The following is an 18,982-nucleotide window of genomic DNA, read 5'->3' on the forward strand; positions in this document are numbered from 1 at the left end:
TGCGTCAGCGCAGGATTAAAGATGAAATGTATATGTTGGCGGTTCGTTTCGCCGACCGACACCAACCTCATGAATTAAGTGTGGATACCGTCTTATGGAGCAAAACCCGCAGTCACAGCTGAAGCTTCTTGTCCAACGTGGTAAGGAGCAAGGCTATCTGACCTATGCCGAGGTCAACGACCATCTGCCGGAAGATATCGTCGACTCAGATCAGATCGAAGACATCATCCAGATGATTAACGATATGGGTATTCAGGTGATGGAAGAAGCACCGGATGCCGACGATCTGTTGCTTGCTGAAAACTCAAACAATACCGACGAAGATGCTGAAGAAGCGGCTGCGCAGGTACTCTCCAGCGTTGAATCCGAAATCGGGCGCACCACTGACCCGGTGCGCATGTACATGCGTGAAATGGGTACCGTTGAACTTCTGACGCGTGAAGGCGAAATTGACATCGCTAAACGTATTGAAGACGGTATCAACCAGGTACAGTGCTCCGTTGCGGAATATCCGGAAGCCATCACCTATCTGCTGGAACAGTACGATCGCGTTGAAGCTGAAGAAGCACGTCTTTCCGACCTGATAACCGGTTTTGTCGATCCCAACGCTGAAGAAGATTTAGCGCCTACCGCAACGCACGTAGGTTCTGAACTCTCGTCAGAAGAAATGGAAGACGAGGACGAAGATGAAGACGAAGAAGACGACAGCAGCGACGATGACAACAGCATAGATCCGGAACTGGCGCGTGAGAAATTCGGTGAGCTGCGTACGCAGTACATCGTTACTCGTGACACCATTAAGGCGAAAGGCCGCAGCAATGCCGCGTCCCAGGAAGAGATCCTGAAACTGTCCGAAGTCTTCAAACAGTTCCGCCTGGTGCCAAAACAGTTCGATTACCTGGTCAACAGCATGCGCGTAATGATGGATCGCGTGCGTACCCAGGAACGTCTCATCATGAAGATGTGCGTTGAGCAGTGCAAAATGCCGAAGAAAAACTTCATCACCTTGTTCACCGGCAACGAAACCAGCGAGACCTGGTTCAACGCGGCCATCGCTATGAACAAGCCGTGGTCTGAGAAGCTGCACGATGTGTCTGACGAAGTACATCGCAGCCTGCAGAAACTGCACATGATCGAAGAAGAAACCGGCCTGACCATTGAACAGGTGAAGGATATCAACCGTCGCATGTCTATTGGTGAAGCGAAAGCGCGCCGTGCGAAGAAAGAGATGGTTGAAGCGAACTTGCGTCTGGTTATTTCTATCGCCAAAAAATACACCAACCGTGGCCTGCAGTTCCTCGATCTGATCCAGGAAGGCAACATCGGTCTGATGAAAGCGGTAGATAAGTTTGAATACCGCCGCGGTTACAAGTTCTCCACCTATGCAACCTGGTGGATCCGTCAGGCAATCACCCGCTCCATCGCGGATCAGGCGCGCACCATCCGTATTCCGGTGCATATGATTGAGACGATTAACAAGCTCAACCGTATTTCTCGTCAGATGCTGCAGGAGATGGGCCGCGAACCGACGCCGGAAGAACTGGCCGAACGTATGCTGATGCCGGAAGACAAAATCCGCAAAGTGCTGAAGATTGCGAAAGAGCCTATCTCCATGGAAACGCCGATTGGCGACGATGAAGATTCGCATCTGGGTGATTTCATCGAGGATACCACCCTCGAGCTGCCGCTGGATTCTGCCACGACTGAGAGTCTGCGTGCTGCTACCCACGACGTTCTGGCGGGTCTGACCGCTCGTGAAGCGAAAGTCCTGCGTATGCGTTTCGGTATCGATATGAATACCGACCACACGCTGGAAGAAGTGGGTAAACAGTTTGACGTTACCCGCGAACGTATCCGTCAGATTGAAGCGAAGGCGCTGCGTAAACTGCGCCACCCAAGCCGCTCTGAAGTGTTGCGTAGCTTCCTCGACGATTAATAACCTCTGTTCTCGAAAAGCTCCCTGCGGGGAGCTTTTTTTTTGCGTGTTTTATGATAGATACCAAAAATGGCAGGATGCAGCGTGTAAAGATGCAATTGCAAATGATATTTATTTTCATTATCATTTTTCTTTTCGTAAGCACCTGTAAAGAAAAATTATATGAACTTCACAATATTAAAAAAACAATCCCTCTGCGCGCTAATCGTTGGTATCGCCCTTCACGCTGGCTCCGCTTCTGCAAAGGAATTTACCGAGGCACAGTTCTCGTCGCAACCGCTGGGTCATGGCGTTTATGAGCTGGCTCTCGACGGCGGGCAACAAACCCTGTATGCGGCATCAGCGCCCTCTTTCGATAAAGACAAAACCGCCGGAGATGTATTTCGACTTTCCCCTGACACGCTGAAGATTGAACAACGTATGGTCACTCAGCGTCGTCCTTTTGCCGTTTCTCTCGATGAACCTAACCACATTTTGTGGCTGGGCAATGCGCTGGACGGCTCCGTCACCCTGCTGGACACCCGTAGCGGTAAAGAAGTAAAGATAATCCAGCTTACCAACGCTGAAACTAATGCTCACGTTCGTGAAGTGGTTCTCGACAAGAAAAATCATCGCCTGTATGTCTCCGGTATCGGCAGTAAAGGTAAAGGTGTAACGTGGATAATCGACACGCAAAACCAGACGCTGTTAGATACTCAAAATTCACTCAACGCCGTCGGTTTTGCGGTCGACGAGGCGGCTGATAAAGTCTATGCCGTTACCGGCCAGGGCGAGCTCATTACGCTGGAAGGTAAAACCTCACGGGTCCTTTCGCGTGTAAAAGTTGATCCTTCCGAGCCTGAACACTATTTCCTGAACATGGCTGTGAACCCGGCTAAAGGCGTCGGATTTATCGCTGATACCAATACTGCCGATGTGCTGGTGGTAGAACTCTCTTCCGGGAAGATCGTTCACCGTGTTCCCACCCCTAACTCGATTGCCGCTATCTATAACGCTGCCCGTAATGAAGTTTATGTTACTCATCGAAATGCCCGTCAGATCAGCGTTATCGATGCCAGTACATACAGCCTGAAACACACCATTAAAACGGCAGCCATGCCCAATAGCATGGTGCTTTCGCCTGACAGCAACACGCTCTTCGTCAGCGTAAAGCAGGATGAAAAAACGCCCGAGGCTGACTACGTACTGAAAATCGATTTAACCCAATTCTGAGGATAGCGTCATGATAATCCGGACTCGTATGGCGCTGGCGATTTCACTCGCCCTCGCCAGCCTTCCTGCGGCCGTTTTTGCCGAAGAGACTGCGCCTGATAATGAAGAATTACTTGTAGTCACCGCTACCGGCTTCGCTCAGGAACGCCGCGAAGCCCCCGCCACCATCTCCGTGGTCGGCGAAAAGGAGCTGAATACCCGCTCTAATCAGAACGTCACCGAAGCGTTGCGCGAGATGCCCGGCGTACTGGTGGGTAACGGTAACGGCAGCCTGGCGACTGGCGACATCCAGATGCGCGGTATGGATTCGACCTATACCTCTTATATGGTCAACGGTATCAAGCAAGCCACTCGCGAATCCCGCCCTTATGGGCACCATATTGGAACCGAAGCGGCCTTCATGCCGCCCATTGCCGCTATCGAACGCATTGAGGTGATCCGCGGACCGATGTCCTCATTATATGGTTCTGACTCCATCGGTGGCGTCGTTAATGTGATCACCAAAAAAGCCTGGAATCTCGATAAATGGACAGGCGTGCTGGAAGATAACTACTTTCTGCAGGAGAAGAGTGAGTATGGTAATACCAATCAGACCAATGCTTTCTTAATGGGCCCCATCATTCCTGGCAAGCTCGGCATGAGCCTTGCGGCAGATTATCTTGACCGCCGTGATGACGATAGCCCGGATGATGAACGCTTTGTCAAACATCAGGCCGGCAACCTCGACGCGACAATTAATATGTCGCCAACGGATACCCAGCTATGGGATTTGAACGCCGTCAAAGGCCATCAGGAGAAATCGCATAACGATAAGGCGTGGTACTGGGGCTTTGACCGCGATGCCGCGTCGCTTTCTCAGAATGCCTGGTACGGTGATGATCTGCTGGAAGTGAAGAACTTCATCAGCTATGAGAAGGCTAAAACCGAATATCGTGTTCCGGGTTTACGTTCACAGTTTATCAAACAGCGTAATTATGAAGCCAACAGTGCCAATACTTTTTCGCTTGGCGATCATAAGCTAACGATGGGGGTTAATTTTACCCGTAATGAGCTGGACGATACCTTCGGCATTGAAAATAAAGAGGTACCGGGCGTAACGCCGGTCAGTAAAATCTCGCGTAATGGCTGGGCAGTATTCGCTGAAGATGCCTGGATGATGGACCCGGATTTCACCCTGACCACCTCCGCCCGTCTTGATCACGATAGCTACTTTGGCTACCACGTTACGCCGAAGCTCTATGGAAACTGGACGATAGATGAAAGCTGGGCGCTGAAAGGTGGCGTATCGGCAGGCTATAAAAAACCCGATCTACGTGAGAACAACGAGGGCTTCACCAGCGTCTACGGGGCATATCCCTACTCCTTCATTGGCATCGGTAATGACGATCTGAAGCCGGAGCAAAGCGTCAATACCGAGCTTGGCGTGTACTGGCAGCAGGATGCGCTGGCGCTGGATGCCACCGTCTTCTTCACCAAATTTAAGGATAAGATCAGCGACTATACGATCTGTACTGCAACCGCCACGCAGAAGTGTATTTATAACGGTTATCAGGCAGAAGAAGTCTCTCAGTATTTCAACGTCAGCGACGCTGAAATTTACGGCATGGAGCTGAATGGTGACTGGCAGGTTACGGCATCACTAAAAGCGAACGCGAACTACACCTATACGCACAGCGAACAAAAAAGCGGTCAGTATAAGGGCGATGCGCTAAGCGGATACCCGGAGAGTATGGTCAACCTGTCTTTGACGTGGAATGCGCGTGACGCACTGGAGCTGTGGACGAAAACCAGCTGGCGCAGCAATACGCCAGACACGGGCAAGTCGACATCAACCGAGGCGTATGCACTGGTTGATTCAGGAGCACGCTATCATCTCAACAAAAATACCACGTTGATGGCCGGAGTCTATAACCTGTTCGACGCGAATCCGATTTACACGACCACCTATAACCAGTCGTCCCTGCTGGAGGGTCGTCGCTATAATATGGGCGCGCGCATCGAGTTTTAATCGTTTCGCCGGGGCCTCTGGCTCCGGCTATTACCGCCCGCGCGCCACGAGCGCCCGATCGAGTTCACGATACGACTCAACCAGCTTATCCAGCGTCGCGCGATTCAGTCCGCTCGGATTAGGCAGTACCCAGACCTGCGTCGCGCCAATAGTAAGCTGCTGCTTACCCCACGCCGCTCCCCGCTGGCTGAATGCCTGCTCAAACGCATTCTTTCCGAGAACGGCCAGAACGTCAGGCTGATAATCCTCTATCTTTTTCACCAGCTCTCGCCCGCCCGTGCGCAATTCATGCAAATTCACTTCGCTGGCCTGTACCGTTGGCCTTTCAACCAACATGGTAATGCCACAACGCGTATCTAACAGATGCTGTTCTTCTTCCGGCTTTAGCAGTCGCTCGGTAAATCCTGCCTGATGGATCACCTTCCAGAAACGGTTACCCGGATGCGCAAAATGAAATCCGGTATGTGCCGATGACTTCCCCGGATTGATGCCACAAAACACCACCCGCAGTCCCGGAGCCAGAATATCGCCGATCATACTTACTCCTGATGAATGATTCGAATAGAAAGTATAAGGGATTGAAAATCCATTGTTTACAAAAACAGCAAGCAGTCGTTTATGGCTGGATCGCATTGCCGAGTTACTTTATAATTCACCGCCACGGCCCCTTAGCTCAGTGGTTAGAGCAGGCGACTCATAATCGCTTGGTCGCTGGTTCAAGTCCAGCAGGGGCCACCAAATTTTAGCTTTAAAATCATATAAAAAAGCCACTCACGCGAGTGGCTTTTTTGTTACCTCGTTTTTGATTATCGGTAAAATGTCGATGGATTTTTACCGACATATTCCTGAGCACAGAGTTATAACGGGCACCCCTGACGCATGCTCAGCTGAAAAACGGGGAGGTTGCAGGAAAATCGCAGAATACAACCGGCCTTCAGGGGGAGGGTTTGTATTGCGCTTTAGTACGTTGCCCGCTCATTCCAGGAGTCACTATAAATGACATTGCCTTCACAATATTTCCAGGTGATTTTCTCATAGCGCACGAGTACTGTTTCAAGATGCTTTCCGGTACTTGCGCCTGGGTACATGTCGGGAGTGATAGAGGTTATCTTCACACCTTCCATTATGATATTAAAATACTCCTGCTCTAAACCAGCATCATTAATTTCATACATCTTTATTGTGGCTGATTGAAGCATTCTTCCTGTACTCAGTGCCTGAAATAAAAGCGGGGTTACACGGTCAAATTCCTTCTGGAACATAACAGGCATGTGGACACGCGTGCCTGTCAATTTCCCGGTATTTCCGTCGACAGGAATATTGACGTTATGCGTAAATGATTTAAGTTCAATTGCCCTTCACGCCCGTACACGAGGGATGGGCCAGTCACAGGGGAACCATTTTCATCAATAAGAAATAAATAATCCGGATTTGACATAAAACTCCTTGTAAATCATTTATCGTATTTATCAAAGCGACCAAATATAATCGGGTGAACAATAACAAACACGATGATTGCCATAAACGTTAATAATACCCAGTGCCCGGGAACCAGCCACAGGAATAAAGAGGCGCACGCAAAATATAAACGGGAAATATAATATCCGCAAATAGAATTGATAGCAGGCTCTTAAACATATCACCCGCCCTTTAAGTCGTCATAAATCGCATCGAAATCCTTATAGTACTTTATTTGCACCTTCTTGATGAGATCATCTATGAACGGCTCCACAAAATAGTAAAGCATTTCCAGTTGGGCGGCATACAGAATAGCGTAATACTTCGGGTCCAGCGTCCTCAGGCGACGGGCAGCAAGGGTGCACTTCTGGTCGGTGCCAATCAGTTGAAGTGCCATGACAGCGGTATCGGGCAATCAACTTTTATTGATGTAATCACTTTCATCAACAGATTACTGATGTTATGCTTTACATCAACAAGGAGAGACACACTATGTCTGCTGTTGAGTTGATGAATCGGAGGATTCAAATTGCGGATAATGCGTTTGCCACTATTCGTATTTTGCAGGTTGATCCTGCTCTTATAGGTAGTGAGCATCTATATAAATACAGTCTGGCGTATATTGTGGATGGTGTCTGCGTGATGCGTTATGACAATGAACGCGGCAAGGGCGACCATAAACATATTGGCGATCGTGAATATCCGGTTACGTTTACCGACATACAACATCTGATAGCCAGTTTTCAGGAAGATATCAACCATCTGAGGAGATGACAGTATGAGAATATTATCCGTCAGGATCATGTCCATCGCCGATGCTTTTCAGGCAACGATGGAAGATGCTACTCGTGCCATGTCCGGCGTGGCCACCGGCTCTGAGTTGATATTTCCCAGCGTTGAGCAGCTTGCTAAAACTATGCTTGCGCCAAATCGCTGGCAGATCATCAGGGTCATGAAAGGTGCAAAACCTGTTTCTATTCGCGAGCTTTCACGACGGGTGGATCGCGATTTTCGCGGCGTGTATAACGATGTTCAGGCACTGCTGAACGGCGGCGTTCTCGACAAGGATGGCGATAAGATCGTTTTGCCGTATGATCGTATCGATATCGAGTTCAATTCGGATGATGCTGTAGCGTAAAGGTACGATTGATCCATCAGGGCGCGGCCGCGAAGCGCGCCTTTTAGTTTTTTTATTCCCTCTAATGCGCGCTTCGTTATGACGTATAAAGATACCGTGCTGATTGCGTCTGGCAACAAGTCAGGGGATGAGACGATAAGTCAGCCCATCCTCTCTTGAACCCACCTTAACACAATGTTAACCTCGAATATTAAAGACGCTTAGACGTCCAGATGACCTACATTTCTGCGTTACGTTTATAAGGCGTAACGCTCACTCTGGAGAGACCATGATCCGCGCTATTGTGACCGACATTGAAGGCACCACCAGCGACATCCGCTTTGTGCATGATGTCCTGTTCCCCTATGCGCGCGAGCGGCTGGCGGCGCTGGTGAAATCGCAGCAATATGCCGAACCGGTGAAAACCATTCTTGATAATTTGCGCGAAGAGATAGACCAGCCTGCGGCAACGGCGCAGGAACTGACTGAAGTCCTGCTGACCTTTATGGATGAAGACCGTAAATCCACGGCGCTAAAAGCGTTGCAGGGAATTATCTGGCAGGAGGGGTATCTGCACGGCGATTTTACCGGTCATCTTTACCCGGACGTCCTGCCCGCGCTGGAAAAATGGAAGTCGCAGTCGATTGATCTGTATGTCTATTCTTCCGGGTCCGTGGCGGCGCAGAAATTGTTGTTTGGTTACAGCGACGAGGGCGATATTACACATTTGTTCAGCGGCTATTTTGATACGCGTACGGGTGCAAAACGTGACGCACAGTCGTATCGTAATATCGCCGGGCAAATCGGGCATTCTCCGGCATCGATTCTGTTTCTCTCCGATATTCATCAGGAGCTGGATGCCGCAGAAGAGGCCGGATTACGCACGCTACAGCTGGTCCGCGGCGATCGCGATGCGGGCAGCCATCATCCCCAGGTTCAACGTTTTGACGACATTCATCCGGAGCAAATCCCTTCATGAGCGCATTAACCGTTTTCTCAGACAACGATGCCCGTCAGCCCGTCTGGCACAGTACCGACGCCGGTGACATTCAGCAGCAGCTTAATGCGAAGGGCGTTCGTTTTGAGCGCTGGCAGGCTGACCGCCAGCTTGGTGAGGCCCCCACGCCGGAAACGGTGATTACGGCGTATCAACACGCCATCGATAAGCTGGTTGCTGAGAAAGGCTATCAGAGCTGGGATGTGATCAGCCTGCGCGCCGACAATCCGCAGAAAGAGGCGCTGCGGGCGAAGTTTCTTAATGAACATACTCACGGGGAAGATGAAGTGCGTTTCTTCGTTGAGGGCGCAGGGCTATTTTGCCTGCATATCGGCAATGAAATTTATCAGGTGCTGTGCGAGAAGAATGACTTGATTTCTGTTCCGGCCGGAACGCCGCACTGGTTTGATATGGGATCAGAACCCAATTTTACTGCGATTCGTATTTTCGATAACCAGGAAGGCTGGATAGCCAATTTTACCGGCGATACCATCGCCGATGCCTATCCTCGCCTGCCCTGACTGTAGCAATACCGCCCGGCGCACTGCCGGGCGTTGAGATCAGGCATAGCGGCGGCGCAACAGTTCGCACTCAAAGAGAAATTCAAGCCCTTCCAGCTGACGTCGCGCCTCATTGATATCCGTTCCCCAGCAGGTCAAACCGTGCCCGCGCAGCAAAAAACCGTAGCGTAATGAACGCGTCTGCGCGTCGGCCTCAATGCGCGCTGCCAGCGCCTGAATATCCTGATCGTTATCAAAAATTGGCATCGATACCGTGTCGAGATGGCTGTGCTGCCCGGTCAGGGTCTTTTGCATCTCATAGCCCTGGAGTGATAACGTCTGATGCGGTTCAATGCGTGACAGGACGGTGGCATTCACCGTATGCACGTGCAGCACCACGTTAGCTTCAGGAAACAGGCGATAAATTAAGGTGTGCAGGCCGGTTTCGGCGGACGGTTTGCGCCCGGACGGGGCAGTATTATCCGCAACAGACACTTGTAAGAAATCGTCGGTCGTCAGACTGCCTTTGTCACGCCCTGACTCGCTAAGCCAGCACCATGCTTCATCCTGACGGATCGACATATTGCCGCCGGTTGCCGGCGCCCAGCCTTTCGCGCCGATCCAGTGACAGGTGGTGACCAGTTGTGCAAGCCTCTCTTGCCACATACTCATTCCTTATTCGCTATGATTTTTTAGCCATCTAAACGGCTATTTTCATGATGATATCATTGCCGCCGCGACTGAACAATATTTGTTATACAATGGTTAAAAGGTGATCATTACTGCGTCAGGTTGGCGATGCAAAACCACGAATAAATCACAGCAAATGGGATACTCTTGCCTGCGCGCTATCAAAACGATGGTGTCAGACAGGTGGCATCGTGTCCCGGGAGAGATAGCCCTATGACAACATCCATTAAGCCTCATCACGGCCAGTGCCACTGTGGGGCAGTAGAATTTGAGGTCACGCTGAGTGAAGGTTTAAGCGGTATTCGTCGCTGTAGCTGTTCGTACTGCCGGATGCGCGGAGCCGTGGTTGCCTCTGCCGCCGCAGGCGGGATCCGGTTTATTCGCGGTGAAGACCTGCTCACCTGCTATCGCTTTAATACCGGCGTGGCACAGCATTTTTTCTGTTCACGCTGCGGAATTTATACTCATCATCAGCGGCGTTCGAACCCGGATCAGTTTGGTATCAATGTTGCCTGCCTTGACGGCGTGAGCCCATTTGATTTTCCGGCGGTCCCGGTATATGACGGTGTTAACCATCCCAGTGACAATAACGGCGTCTCGCTCCTGACGGGCACCTTAATCTTTAAACCGGCAGAAAAAAAGCAAACTGAGCGTTGATCGGTTTATAAGGCGCGGGCAAATATCTCGCTTACCCAGTGGAGAAATACGTCCAGACGCCGGGAAACCCGGCGCTCACCCGCATAAATCGCATTAATCTGTAAGGAGCCGGGAGGATAGGCGGAAAGCACCTCCACCAGCTCACCGCGCCGTAGCTGGTCTTCAAAGCGGTAACGCGGGGCCTGGATCAGACCCAGCCCCTGCACGGCAAGCGCGGCGGCGGTATCCGAATTATCGGTCATGACCTGAGCGGGTAAACGTCGCGATTCCGTTCGCCCGTTACGGATAAAGTTGAGCGGCATCGTGTCGCCGGTTTGCGATGAAATAAAGCCAACCATGGTATGCGAGGCCAGATCCTCGATGCTGTGCGGTATTCCCTTCGCTGCCAAATAGGCCGGGCTGGCACAGGTAATTTCTGGCAAATGCCCGAGCCGACGCAGCCGTAAACTGCTGTCTTCGGGCACGCCGACGCGGATCACGCAGTCAATACCTTCACGTACCAGATTCACCAGCCGATCGGTTTGCCCGAAGGTCACGGTGATATCCGGGTACTGGCGGAGAAATTCAGTGAGTTGCGGAACCAGAAAGGTACGCGTCAGTAAACCCGGCGCATTAATGCGCAAATGCCCGCCCGGCGTGGTCTGACGAAACGCGGTCCAGGTTTCGTCGATATCCTCCAGCACGGCGTTGGCCCGGCGATAAAATGCGTCGCCCTCCGGCGTCGGCTTTACCGCCCGCGTGGTGCGCGCCAGCAGCTGGACACCGATTTCTTGCTCCAGCTGTTTAATCGCGTAGGTGGCGGTAGACCGGGCAATTCCCAGCGCCTGCGCCGCCTGCAAAAAGCTTCCGCCCTCTACAATGCGGACGAAAAGCTGGAGCTGCTGAATTTTGTCCATACGTCCCTCCCGTTAACTACCCTATTATTAGTATCAGATGAATTATCATGTCAATTTCCAGACGATTATTTTTAATAATCCGACAGGTATAGTGCTGGTGAACATTACTCATCATCAGGAGCACAACCTATGCAGAAGACAAAAGTAGCGATTGTAACGGGTGCCTCTCGTGGAATTGGTGCTGAAATCGCCCGTGGCCTTGCGGCTGATGGGCTGGCCGTGGTGATTAACTATGCGCGCAGCAGTGAACAGGCTGAAGACGTGCTGGCTACAATTACTGCCGCAGGCGGGAAAGCCATCATCGTGCAGGCCGATATTACCCAGCCGGATGCGGCAGATAAACTGTTTACTGCCGCAGAAAGTGCGTTCGGAAAAACGGATATCCTGGTCAACAATGCGGGCATCATGACGCTATCGCCACTTTCTGCCACCGACGATGCCAGTTTTGAACGTCAGGTAGCGACCAATCTCACCGCACCTTTTCGCCTGATGCGCGAAGCAGCCAACCGGCTTAATGCGGGTGGGCGGATTATTAATTTTTCATCCAGCGTAGTCGGACTCTATCAACCACAGTACGGCGTCTATGCCGCCACCAAAGCGGCCATTGAAGCGATGACGCATGTGTTGTCTAAGGAACTGGGTTCACGCGCGATCGCGGTGAACGCCATCGCTCCCGGACCGGTGGCGACGGATCTGTTTCTTAATGGCAAGAGTGAGGAACTGGTAGCGCAAATTAAAAAGATGAACCCGCTGGGTCGCCTTGGCGAACCGCAGGACATCATGCAGGTGGTGCGCTTTCTGGCGGGCGAAGAAAGCGGCTGGATTAATGGTCAGGTGATCCGCGTCAACGGCGGCGCGATTTGATGTAGTTGAGGAGACGATTATGCCTTTTGTTAATATCAAAACCCCGGAAGCAGCATTAAGCGCGGAGCAGAAAGCCGAAATTGGCCATCGGATCACAGACCTGCTGGTCGAGTATTTTTCCGAACATGCCCGGGCGCATACCATGGTACTGATTGAGGAAGTGAAAGACGGCGGTTATTACCGTGCTGATGAGCCTTTCAGCATCCCACAAGAATACAGAGTCCGTTAAATCATGCTCCTGGCTACGGATTAGCCGGGAGCATTTTGCCTTACTATTCCCCGCTCACCACCCGGTTGCGGCCCTGCTTTTTAGCCTTGTAAAGGGCAGTGTCCGCCTGATAAATCAGCTCGCTGGCAATACTGTGCAGCGGCCGGTCGTCGGGCAGAGCTTTCGCATCGTAAAGGGTCGCTACCCCGATGCTGATGGTCAGAAAGCCTGTTGGACTCGAAATATGCGGGATATGCAGTGCGGTAATACTTTCACGCAGCCGTTCGGCGACAATCAGCGCACCGGCCATATCGGTACGCGGCAGGATCACTAAAAATTCTTCGCCACCGTAGCGGCTGATATTATCTTCGGGTCGCAGGCTGGCTGAAACCAGCGCTTTGGTCACCGCACGCAGGCACTCATCACCGGACTGATGCCCCTGGTTGTCATTAAAATTTTTGAAAAAGTCGATATCCGCGAGGCAAATAGACAGCGGTAGCCCTTGTTCAAGGGCATGGGCAATTTGCGTGACCAGAAACTCATCCATATGACGACGATTAAACAGCCCGGTCAAATGATCTAACTGCGCAAATTGCTGCAGTACCAGATTAGCGCTGGCCAGCTTCTCTTCTGCCAGACGACGGGCGGTAATATCTACCCAGGTGACCGACAAGCCGACCACATTCTCCATGGCATCATAAACTGGCACCGGCTGAGTGTAATAATAGCGCCCGGAGTAGATGACCTCCCGGCTGGGGATCTCTGCGCTGCTGCTTGCAACGGTGAAATCCTGCAAAAACTGCTGCCAGCATTCAGGCATCACATCGGGAAAATAGTGGCTGCTGGTGTCGGCAGGCGCGCTGGCTAACAGACGGGTCATCGCTTTATTCGACATCACGATACGTCCGCTTAAGTCAATCATGCATAGCGCAACCGGCGTGGTGTCGTAGATGGTTTCCAGTTGTAGTACGCGTTCACCCAGCGTGGAGATATTACGATCGATGCCCCGATAGCCCCTGAGTTCTCCCTGCTCATCAAACAGCGGTATGCCGCTGGTCTCAAGCACGACTATTGAACCGTCCGCCCGGCGGTTACGGTTTACCAGGCCGGAAAATGCCCTTTTAGCCGTCACAATCTCGGCAAAAGCCAGCCCTACCCGTTGCGCCTCTTCGGGCAGCATAAAATCAAATGGCGTTCGCCCGAGAACATATTCCGGGGGATAACCTAACAGTTCATTAACGACGTCGGACACCCAGGTATAGCGCCCTTCAGCATCCACTTCCCATAACCAGTCAGAATTATGATTGAGAAGCTCAAACAGATGCCTCTCATCAGCCTCAAGAAAATAAGGACAGGTTTTTTCATTGGTCATGAATATGCTCAAATTGCGTTAAACGGTAGTCGGATCGGGGCAACAAACGTTATCAAGATACAGGTAAGCGCAAACAGTGAATAGCAATCATTGATGTGATGAATATAAATATTATTTATATAAAACAGCCCCTGCACGCTATCATCGTATAGACGGCGCTAAAAGGCCGTCATCCTTTGGCATTAGCCGTCCGGCTATTTATTTTTGATGCCAGTAGGCCACACTCCGCACCCGCTGCTGATCCTGATTGTTAAACACTGCTGATATGTTTTTCACCGTATCGCCTTCGCCGGTCAGCCAGATAAAATAGTCATCCTCCGGCACAGTAAGCTGTGCCAGCCGTGCGGCAAGCGCCTGCTGATCATGGCCGATAATCCAGTCGATAGTAAAATCGGTTAGCGGGGCCAGGTAATCTTTTACCGCGGGATTGGTCACGCTGACAATGGCCTTTACCTCCGGCCGCGATGTCAGACGTTGTAATCCTTCCAGCCGCCGACGCAGTGCGGGCATACCTGACTCATCACAGATGTAGAGCTGCCAGGCGTAATCCTCCGGCACCACCAGCGAACCGCGTGGTCCACCGATAGTCAGCGTATCCCCTGCACGAGCATTTATGGCCCAGCGGCTGGCGACGCCGCCGTCGTGAATAAAGAAGTCCAGCGCCAGCTCATGGCGTACCGCGTCATACAGCGGGGTGTAATCACGCGCCTGAGGGCGCACACCGTCGGTCCAGATAATCCCGTCCTCAGTGACCTCGGGAGGGATCACCCGTGTCCCTGTCTCGGGGAAAAAAACTTTGGTATGGTCGTCAAAACCTTGTGAAGAAAATCCTTCCAGCGCGTCGCCGCCCAGAACGATGCGCTGAAAGCCGGCGCTAATACGCTCAACGCGTAATACGTCCAGTTCGCGGAAGCGTAATTCATTACGGACTTTACGCGGATAAGGCGATTTATCGCTCATTATGTAACCTCTGCTCGCTATGATATATCTGATTTTCAACTCAAATGATAATGATTGTTAGTTATAAAAAGATCAAGCATTTTTAGATATATCTAAATATAGGGAAGGCATGATTAAAATAACCTTTAAAAACATATAGTAAATATATATGAAAGGTAGTAATTGCAGTTTAGACACCATTAGATATAGAGTAGATATAGCAATGTAATGAGGTGTTTCTATGCAACAGCATCATCAGCCGGAGGGTGAACACTCCCTTCATCTTCGCGGTAGTCGGCGTCAGCGCTTTTTTGCCCACGGCGAACTGCGGTTGGTCATTCTCGATCAATTACGTCATCACGCCAGCCACGGGTATGAAATTATTAAAGAAATTGAGTCACTGACGCTGGGTAATTATATTCCCAGCCCCGGGGTGATTTATCCCACACTTGAGCTTTTGCAGGACCAGCAGCTGATCACCGTCACTGATGAAGACGGCGGACGTAAAAAAATCGCTATTACCAAAATAGGATTGCACTGGCTGGAAGAGAATCAGGATACGCTGGATCACATTTATGTGCGGATCAAAGCGCGTTGCGTCGGCTATGCGCTACGTAAAGATCCCCAGATGAAACGTGCGATTGAAAACTTTAAAACGGTGCTGGATTTAAAAATTAACCAGCAAGAACTGAGTGCCGCGCAGCTTAAGCAGATTATCGGCATTATTGACCGCGCGGCGCTGGAGATTGGCCAGCTGGATTAATGCAGTACGGTCACCGCCTCTTCAAGGCGGCTGGCCCGCTGTTTAACCATCGCAGAAACCGCGGCATTCTTTTCTACCAGCCCGGCATTTTTCTGCGTGATGACATCCAGTTCAGCCACAGCCCGCGTTAAATCAGCCAGCCCTGCCGCCTGTTCAGCGGTAGAACTGCTGATTTCGCCAAGCAGCCGGGTAACATTTTGTACCTGCACCACAATATCGTCCATCGTCTGTCCGGCGGCATGGACCTGTCCCGAGCCAGACTGAACTTTACTGGCACTGGCATCGATCAGCTTACGAATATCGTTGGCCGCACTGGCGCTGCGGCTGGCCAGATGACGAACCTCCCCGGCGACTACGGCAAATCCTTTACCCTGCTCCCCTGCACGGGCGGCTTCAACGGCAGCATTAAGAGCAAGAATATTAGTCTGAAAAGCAATGTCATTGATTAACGTGGTGATGGAGCCAATGCGCTGAGTGCTGCTGGCAATCTCATCCATGGTTTTTATTACGGTTTCCATCGCCCTTCCACCGTGTGTTGCCGCACTGCTGGCGGCGCTGGAGAGTTTATCGGCCGCCGCGGCCGTGACGGAGTTATTTTGTACTGATACCGCCATCTGGCTCATGGTGGCAACCGTTTGTTGAACGTTGACCACCGTTTGCCGGGTACGCTCATTAAGATCGTCGTTGCCTTTCGCCAGCGCAACGCTGCCGTCGCGCACGCGGGCGACCTGGCTTGCAACATCGTTCATCAGCCAGCGGCTCATCAGACCCAGTTGCCCGACAGCCCGCAGCGTTAACCCCAGTTCATCACTACGGTGAAACGGCTCAACCTGGCTCTTTTCACCGGTCGCCACGCTGAGGGCCTCACGCGCCACCTGTTCTACCGGTCGAACAATTTGCCACTCCAGACAGGCACATCCCAGTAACAGCGGTAGCGAACTGAAGAGTATTGCTGCTGGCGGCGCACCGCTTAGCCCCAATGCTGCTGCGAGCATTACAAAAAGCAGTATCATGATGTTCCGCACGCGCCAGCGTAGCGGCAGAGCATTGAGCCAGCCGCTAATGCCGGGGCGAACGACTCTCCCTTTGTGCAGCCGCTGACGGCATTTTCCGGCATTCAGCGCCTGATACAGCGGCGTTACGGCAGCCACTTCATCAGCGCGGGCTTTAGTACGAATTGACATATAACCGGTGATTTTGCCCTCGCGCACCATCGGTGCTACGTTCGCCCGCACCCAGTAGTGGTCGCCATTTTTACAGCGATTTTTGACAATGCCGGTCCACGGCTCACCCTTCTGTAGGGTATACCACATATCGGCAAACGCGGCTTTTGGCATGTCCGGATGCCGCACCAGATTGTGTGGCTGGCCTGACAGTTCCTGAAGTGAATAGCCGCTGACATCCACAAACGTATCATTCGCGTGGGTAATGATGCTGCGTAAATCGGTGGTCGACATTAATGTCGTATTGTCGTCCAGAAGGTGCTCACGTTGGGTAACAACAGAAGAGGTAGGCATAACTGCATCCTTTGCGCGTTATTTGGATGTTAATTTTTTGGTGTAATGTTATGTCGGCGATAATTTATTTATCTTTAGTTGTTAAATTTGACTTAGATCGCAATTTGCGATTAAACCGCATAATTTGCAGGATTATTTAATTCATTGATTTTTAATATTTTCGTCATGAAATAGTTCAATAGTCAGCTCAATAAGCGTGCAGGCCTGCTCCTTTTTGGCGCAACTGGCTGATTCTGCTTGTTTCCCTCTCCGCCGTATTCAGGCGTTCGCTTTTCCTCAGCCCTGACAACGTGATTAAATATTGTTCAAATCGGGTTTTGCCTGGTGTTTATCCTGATTTGTGTTAAGTGCGTCGAACTGGCGCAATCCCTGCAATACTTAATTCAGTATCACGTGATACGCGCGCCCCTGGAGCTTATTTTGAACAGACTACCTTCCAGCGCATCGGCGTTAGCCTGTACTGCGCACGCATTGAATCTCATTGAAAAGCGCACGCTTGATCATGAGGAGATGAAAGAGCTTAATCGCGAGGTGATCGACTACTTCAAAGAGCATGTAAATCCTGGTTTTTTGCAATATCGAAAATCTGTTACCGCTGGCGGGGATTACGGAGCCGTAGAGTGGCAGGCGGGCAGTCTGAATACGCTTGTCGACACCCAGGGGCAGGAATTTATTGATTGCCTGGGCGGTTTTGGCATTTTTAACGTGGGGCACCGTAATCCGGTTGTTGTTTCCGCCGTACAGAATCAGCTTGCTAAACAACCCCTTCACAGCCAGGAGCTGCTCGATCCTTTAAGGGCGATGCTGGCAAAAACGCTGGCGGCACTTACGCCGGGCAAACTGAAATACAGTTTCTTTAGCAACAGCGGCACCGAATCTATTGAGGCGGCGCTCAAACTGGCTAAAGCCTACCAGTCGCCGCGCGGCAAATTTACCTTTATTGCCGCCAGCGGTGCCTTCCACGGTAAGTCTCTCGGCGCGCTATCGGCAACGGCGAAATCTGACTTTCGCAAACCGTTTATGCCGCTGCTGCCAGGCTTTCGCCACGTTCCGTTTGGTGATATTGATGCGATGCATTTGATGCTCAGTGAATGCCAGAAAACGGGTGACGATGTGGCCGCGGTGATCCTCGAACCCATCCAGGGCGAAGGCGGTGTGATCCTGCCGCCATCCGGCTACTTATCCGCAGTCCGTAAACTGTGCGATACGTTTGGCGCATTACTGATCCTCGATGAGGTCCAGACCGGGATGGGCCGAACCGGCAAAATGTTTGCCTGCGAGCATGAGAACGTACAGCCAGATATTTTGTGCCTGGCAAAAGCATTGGGCGGCGGTGTCATGCCCATTGGGGCCACTATTGCGACTGAAGAAGTCTTTTCAGTGCTGTTTGATAATCCGTTTCTGCATACCACCACCTTTGGCGGCAATCCGCTGGCCTGCGCTGCGGCGCTGGCTACCATTAATGTGCTGCTGGAGGAAAATCTTCCGGCGCAGGCAGAGCAGAAAGGCGACATGCTGTTGGACGGCTTTAGGCTTCTGGCACGCCAGTATCCTGAATTAATTAAGGATGCACGCGGTAAAGGTATGCTGATGGCTATTGAGTTTGTGGACGGCGACACCGGGTATCGGTTTGCCAGCCAGATGTTCTGCCAGCATATTCTGGTGGCGGGAACATTAAATAACGCGAAAACCATCCGCATTGAACCACCGCTGACGTTGAGTATTGAGCAGTGTGAGAGTGTATTAAAAGCCGCTGCTCAGGCGTTGATGGCTCTGCAAGCTATCCAGCAGGAGCCTGAAGCGGAGCTATAAGCGACTGCTGACTGACTCACTGCCCGGTGGCGCGAT

The 18,982-nt window shown here is 51.5% G+C and carries 19 protein-coding genes, 1 tRNA gene and 1 pseudogene; 13 read left to right on the plus strand and 8 right to left on the minus strand.

Features of this window, described 5'->3' with window-relative positions:
• Nucleotides 1-94: 94 nt before the first annotated feature.
• The 3 genes from rpoD to AC791_RS02010 all read left to right on the plus strand — a co-directional run bounded on the left by rpoD (nt 95) and on the right by AC791_RS02010 (nt 5,156).
• The gene (rpoD, locus tag AC791_RS02000; protein WP_049838808.1) at nt 95-1,936 is read left to right on the plus strand and encodes an RNA polymerase sigma factor RpoD; all 1,842 of its coding nucleotides are present in this window, start codon (nt 95-97) and stop codon (nt 1,934-1,936) included.
• A gap of 162 nt (nt 1,937-2,098) precedes the next feature.
• The gene (locus tag AC791_RS02005; protein WP_049838809.1) at nt 2,099-3,148 is read left to right on the plus strand and encodes a YncE family protein; all 1,050 of its coding nucleotides are present in this window, start codon (nt 2,099-2,101) and stop codon (nt 3,146-3,148) included.
• 10 nt (nt 3,149-3,158) lie between these two features.
• Nucleotides 3,159-5,156 carry a TonB-dependent receptor domain-containing protein gene (locus tag AC791_RS02010; RefSeq protein WP_049838810.1) on the plus strand — a complete coding sequence of 666 codons (1,998 nt, stop codon included), beginning with the start codon at nt 3,159-3,161 and terminating at the stop codon, nt 5,154-5,156.
• 30 nt (nt 5,157-5,186) lie between these two features.
• Here the strand turns inward: AC791_RS02010 and mug are convergent, their stop codons facing one another.
• Complete coding sequence (mug, locus tag AC791_RS02015; RefSeq protein ID WP_049838811.1) at nt 5,187-5,693, minus strand: G/U mismatch-specific DNA glycosylase; 507 nt, start codon at nt 5,691-5,693, stop codon at nt 5,187-5,189.
• Between the two features lie 125 nt (nt 5,694-5,818).
• On the opposite strand from mug, the gene AC791_RS02020 reads away from it, so the two are divergent.
• Nucleotides 5,819-5,894 (plus strand) — tRNA-Ile (locus AC791_RS02020).
• Nucleotides 5,895-6,115: 221 nt separating this feature from the next.
• Here the strand turns inward: AC791_RS02020 and AC791_RS02025 are convergent.
• Nucleotides 6,116-6,594 (minus strand): annotated as a pseudogene (locus AC791_RS02025) (Hcp family type VI secretion system effector).
• A gap of 201 nt (nt 6,595-6,795) precedes the next feature.
• Nucleotides 6,796-7,011, minus strand: a complete 216-nt coding sequence (locus tag AC791_RS02030; RefSeq protein ID WP_049838812.1) for a hypothetical protein — start codon at nt 7,009-7,011, stop codon at nt 6,796-6,798.
• 95 nt (nt 7,012-7,106) lie between these two features.
• Here AC791_RS02030 and AC791_RS02035 point away from each other — a divergent pair, with 95 nt between their 5' ends.
• The 4 genes from AC791_RS02035 (at nt 7,107) to AC791_RS02050 (ending at nt 9,249) form a co-directional block, all read left to right on the plus strand.
• A complete protein-coding gene (locus tag AC791_RS02035) occupies nt 7,107-7,388 on the plus strand; it encodes a toxin-antitoxin system TumE family protein (protein ID WP_049838813.1) in 282 nt (93 codons plus the stop codon).
• Between the two features lie 4 nt (nt 7,389-7,392).
• Nucleotides 7,393-7,752, plus strand: a complete 360-nt coding sequence (locus tag AC791_RS02040; RefSeq protein WP_049838814.1) for a hypothetical protein — start codon at nt 7,393-7,395, stop codon at nt 7,750-7,752.
• A 268-nt stretch (nt 7,753-8,020) separates the two neighbouring features.
• Nucleotides 8,021-8,710: an acireductone synthase gene (gene mtnC / locus AC791_RS02045; RefSeq protein WP_049838815.1), complete on the plus strand. Its 690-nt coding sequence runs from the start codon at nt 8,021-8,023 to the stop codon at nt 8,708-8,710.
• A complete protein-coding gene (locus AC791_RS02050; protein ID WP_049838816.1) occupies nt 8,707-9,249 on the plus strand; it encodes a 1,2-dihydroxy-3-keto-5-methylthiopentene dioxygenase in 543 nt (180 codons plus the stop codon). Before mtnC ends, AC791_RS02050 begins: the two co-directional genes overlap by 4 nt.
• A gap of 39 nt (nt 9,250-9,288) precedes the next feature.
• On the opposite strand, the gene AC791_RS02055 is transcribed toward AC791_RS02050, so the two are convergent.
• Nucleotides 9,289-9,894 (minus strand): methylthioribulose 1-phosphate dehydratase, encoded by a 606-nt coding sequence (locus AC791_RS02055; RefSeq protein ID WP_049838817.1) that lies wholly within the window; start codon nt 9,892-9,894, stop codon nt 9,289-9,291.
• 237 nt (nt 9,895-10,131) lie between these two features.
• Between AC791_RS02055 and AC791_RS02060 the strand changes: the two genes are divergently transcribed.
• On the plus strand, nt 10,132-10,575 hold the full coding sequence (locus tag AC791_RS02060; protein WP_049838818.1) for a GFA family protein: 444 nt from the start codon (nt 10,132-10,134) through the stop codon (nt 10,573-10,575).
• A gap of 5 nt (nt 10,576-10,580) precedes the next feature.
• Here AC791_RS02060 and AC791_RS02065 read toward each other — a convergent pair whose 3' ends face one another.
• On the minus strand, nt 10,581-11,471 hold the full coding sequence (locus AC791_RS02065; RefSeq protein ID WP_049838819.1) for a LysR family transcriptional regulator: 891 nt from the start codon (nt 11,469-11,471) through the stop codon (nt 10,581-10,583).
• Between the two features lie 129 nt (nt 11,472-11,600).
• Here AC791_RS02065 and AC791_RS02070 point away from each other — a divergent pair, with 129 nt between their 5' ends.
• Entirely contained in the window at nt 11,601-12,335 is a 735-nt protein-coding gene (locus AC791_RS02070; RefSeq protein ID WP_049838820.1) for an SDR family oxidoreductase, read from the plus strand.
• A 19-nt stretch (nt 12,336-12,354) separates the two neighbouring features.
• Nucleotides 12,355-12,564, plus strand: a complete 210-nt coding sequence (locus AC791_RS02075; protein ID WP_049838821.1) for a tautomerase family protein — start codon at nt 12,355-12,357, stop codon at nt 12,562-12,564.
• Nucleotides 12,565-12,607: 43 nt separating this feature from the next.
• Here the strand turns inward: AC791_RS02075 and AC791_RS02080 are convergent, their stop codons facing one another.
• Together AC791_RS02080 and AC791_RS02085 are read right to left on the minus strand one after the other, a co-directional pair.
• On the minus strand, nt 12,608-13,915 hold the full coding sequence (locus tag AC791_RS02080; RefSeq protein ID WP_049838822.1) for a diguanylate cyclase: 1,308 nt from the start codon (nt 13,913-13,915) through the stop codon (nt 12,608-12,610).
• A gap of 198 nt (nt 13,916-14,113) precedes the next feature.
• The gene (locus tag AC791_RS02085) at nt 14,114-14,875 is read right to left on the minus strand and encodes a siderophore-interacting protein (protein ID WP_049838823.1); all 762 of its coding nucleotides are present in this window, start codon (nt 14,873-14,875) and stop codon (nt 14,114-14,116) included.
• 220 nt (nt 14,876-15,095) lie between these two features.
• Between AC791_RS02085 and AC791_RS02090 the strand changes: the two genes are divergently transcribed.
• Nucleotides 15,096-15,617, plus strand: a complete 522-nt coding sequence (locus AC791_RS02090; RefSeq protein ID WP_049838824.1) for a PadR family transcriptional regulator — start codon at nt 15,096-15,098, stop codon at nt 15,615-15,617.
• Here AC791_RS02090 and AC791_RS02095 read toward each other — a convergent pair.
• Nucleotides 15,614-17,134 carry a PAS domain-containing methyl-accepting chemotaxis protein gene (locus AC791_RS02095; RefSeq protein ID WP_049838825.1) on the minus strand — a complete coding sequence of 507 codons (1,521 nt, stop codon included), beginning with the start codon at nt 17,132-17,134 and terminating at the stop codon, nt 15,614-15,616. The genes AC791_RS02090 and AC791_RS02095 overlap by 4 nt on opposite strands.
• Before the next feature lie 420 nt (nt 17,135-17,554).
• Here AC791_RS02095 and ygjG point away from each other — a divergent pair, with 420 nt between their 5' ends.
• Nucleotides 17,555-18,946, plus strand: a complete 1,392-nt coding sequence (gene ygjG / locus AC791_RS02100) for a putrescine aminotransferase (protein WP_199485490.1) — start codon at nt 17,555-17,557, stop codon at nt 18,944-18,946.
• Nucleotides 18,947-18,982: the final 36 nt, after the last annotated feature.

The organism is Klebsiella sp. RIT-PI-d (genome assembly GCF_001187865.1).
In the GTDB taxonomy this organism is placed as follows: domain Bacteria; phylum Pseudomonadota; class Gammaproteobacteria; order Enterobacterales; family Enterobacteriaceae; genus Superficieibacter.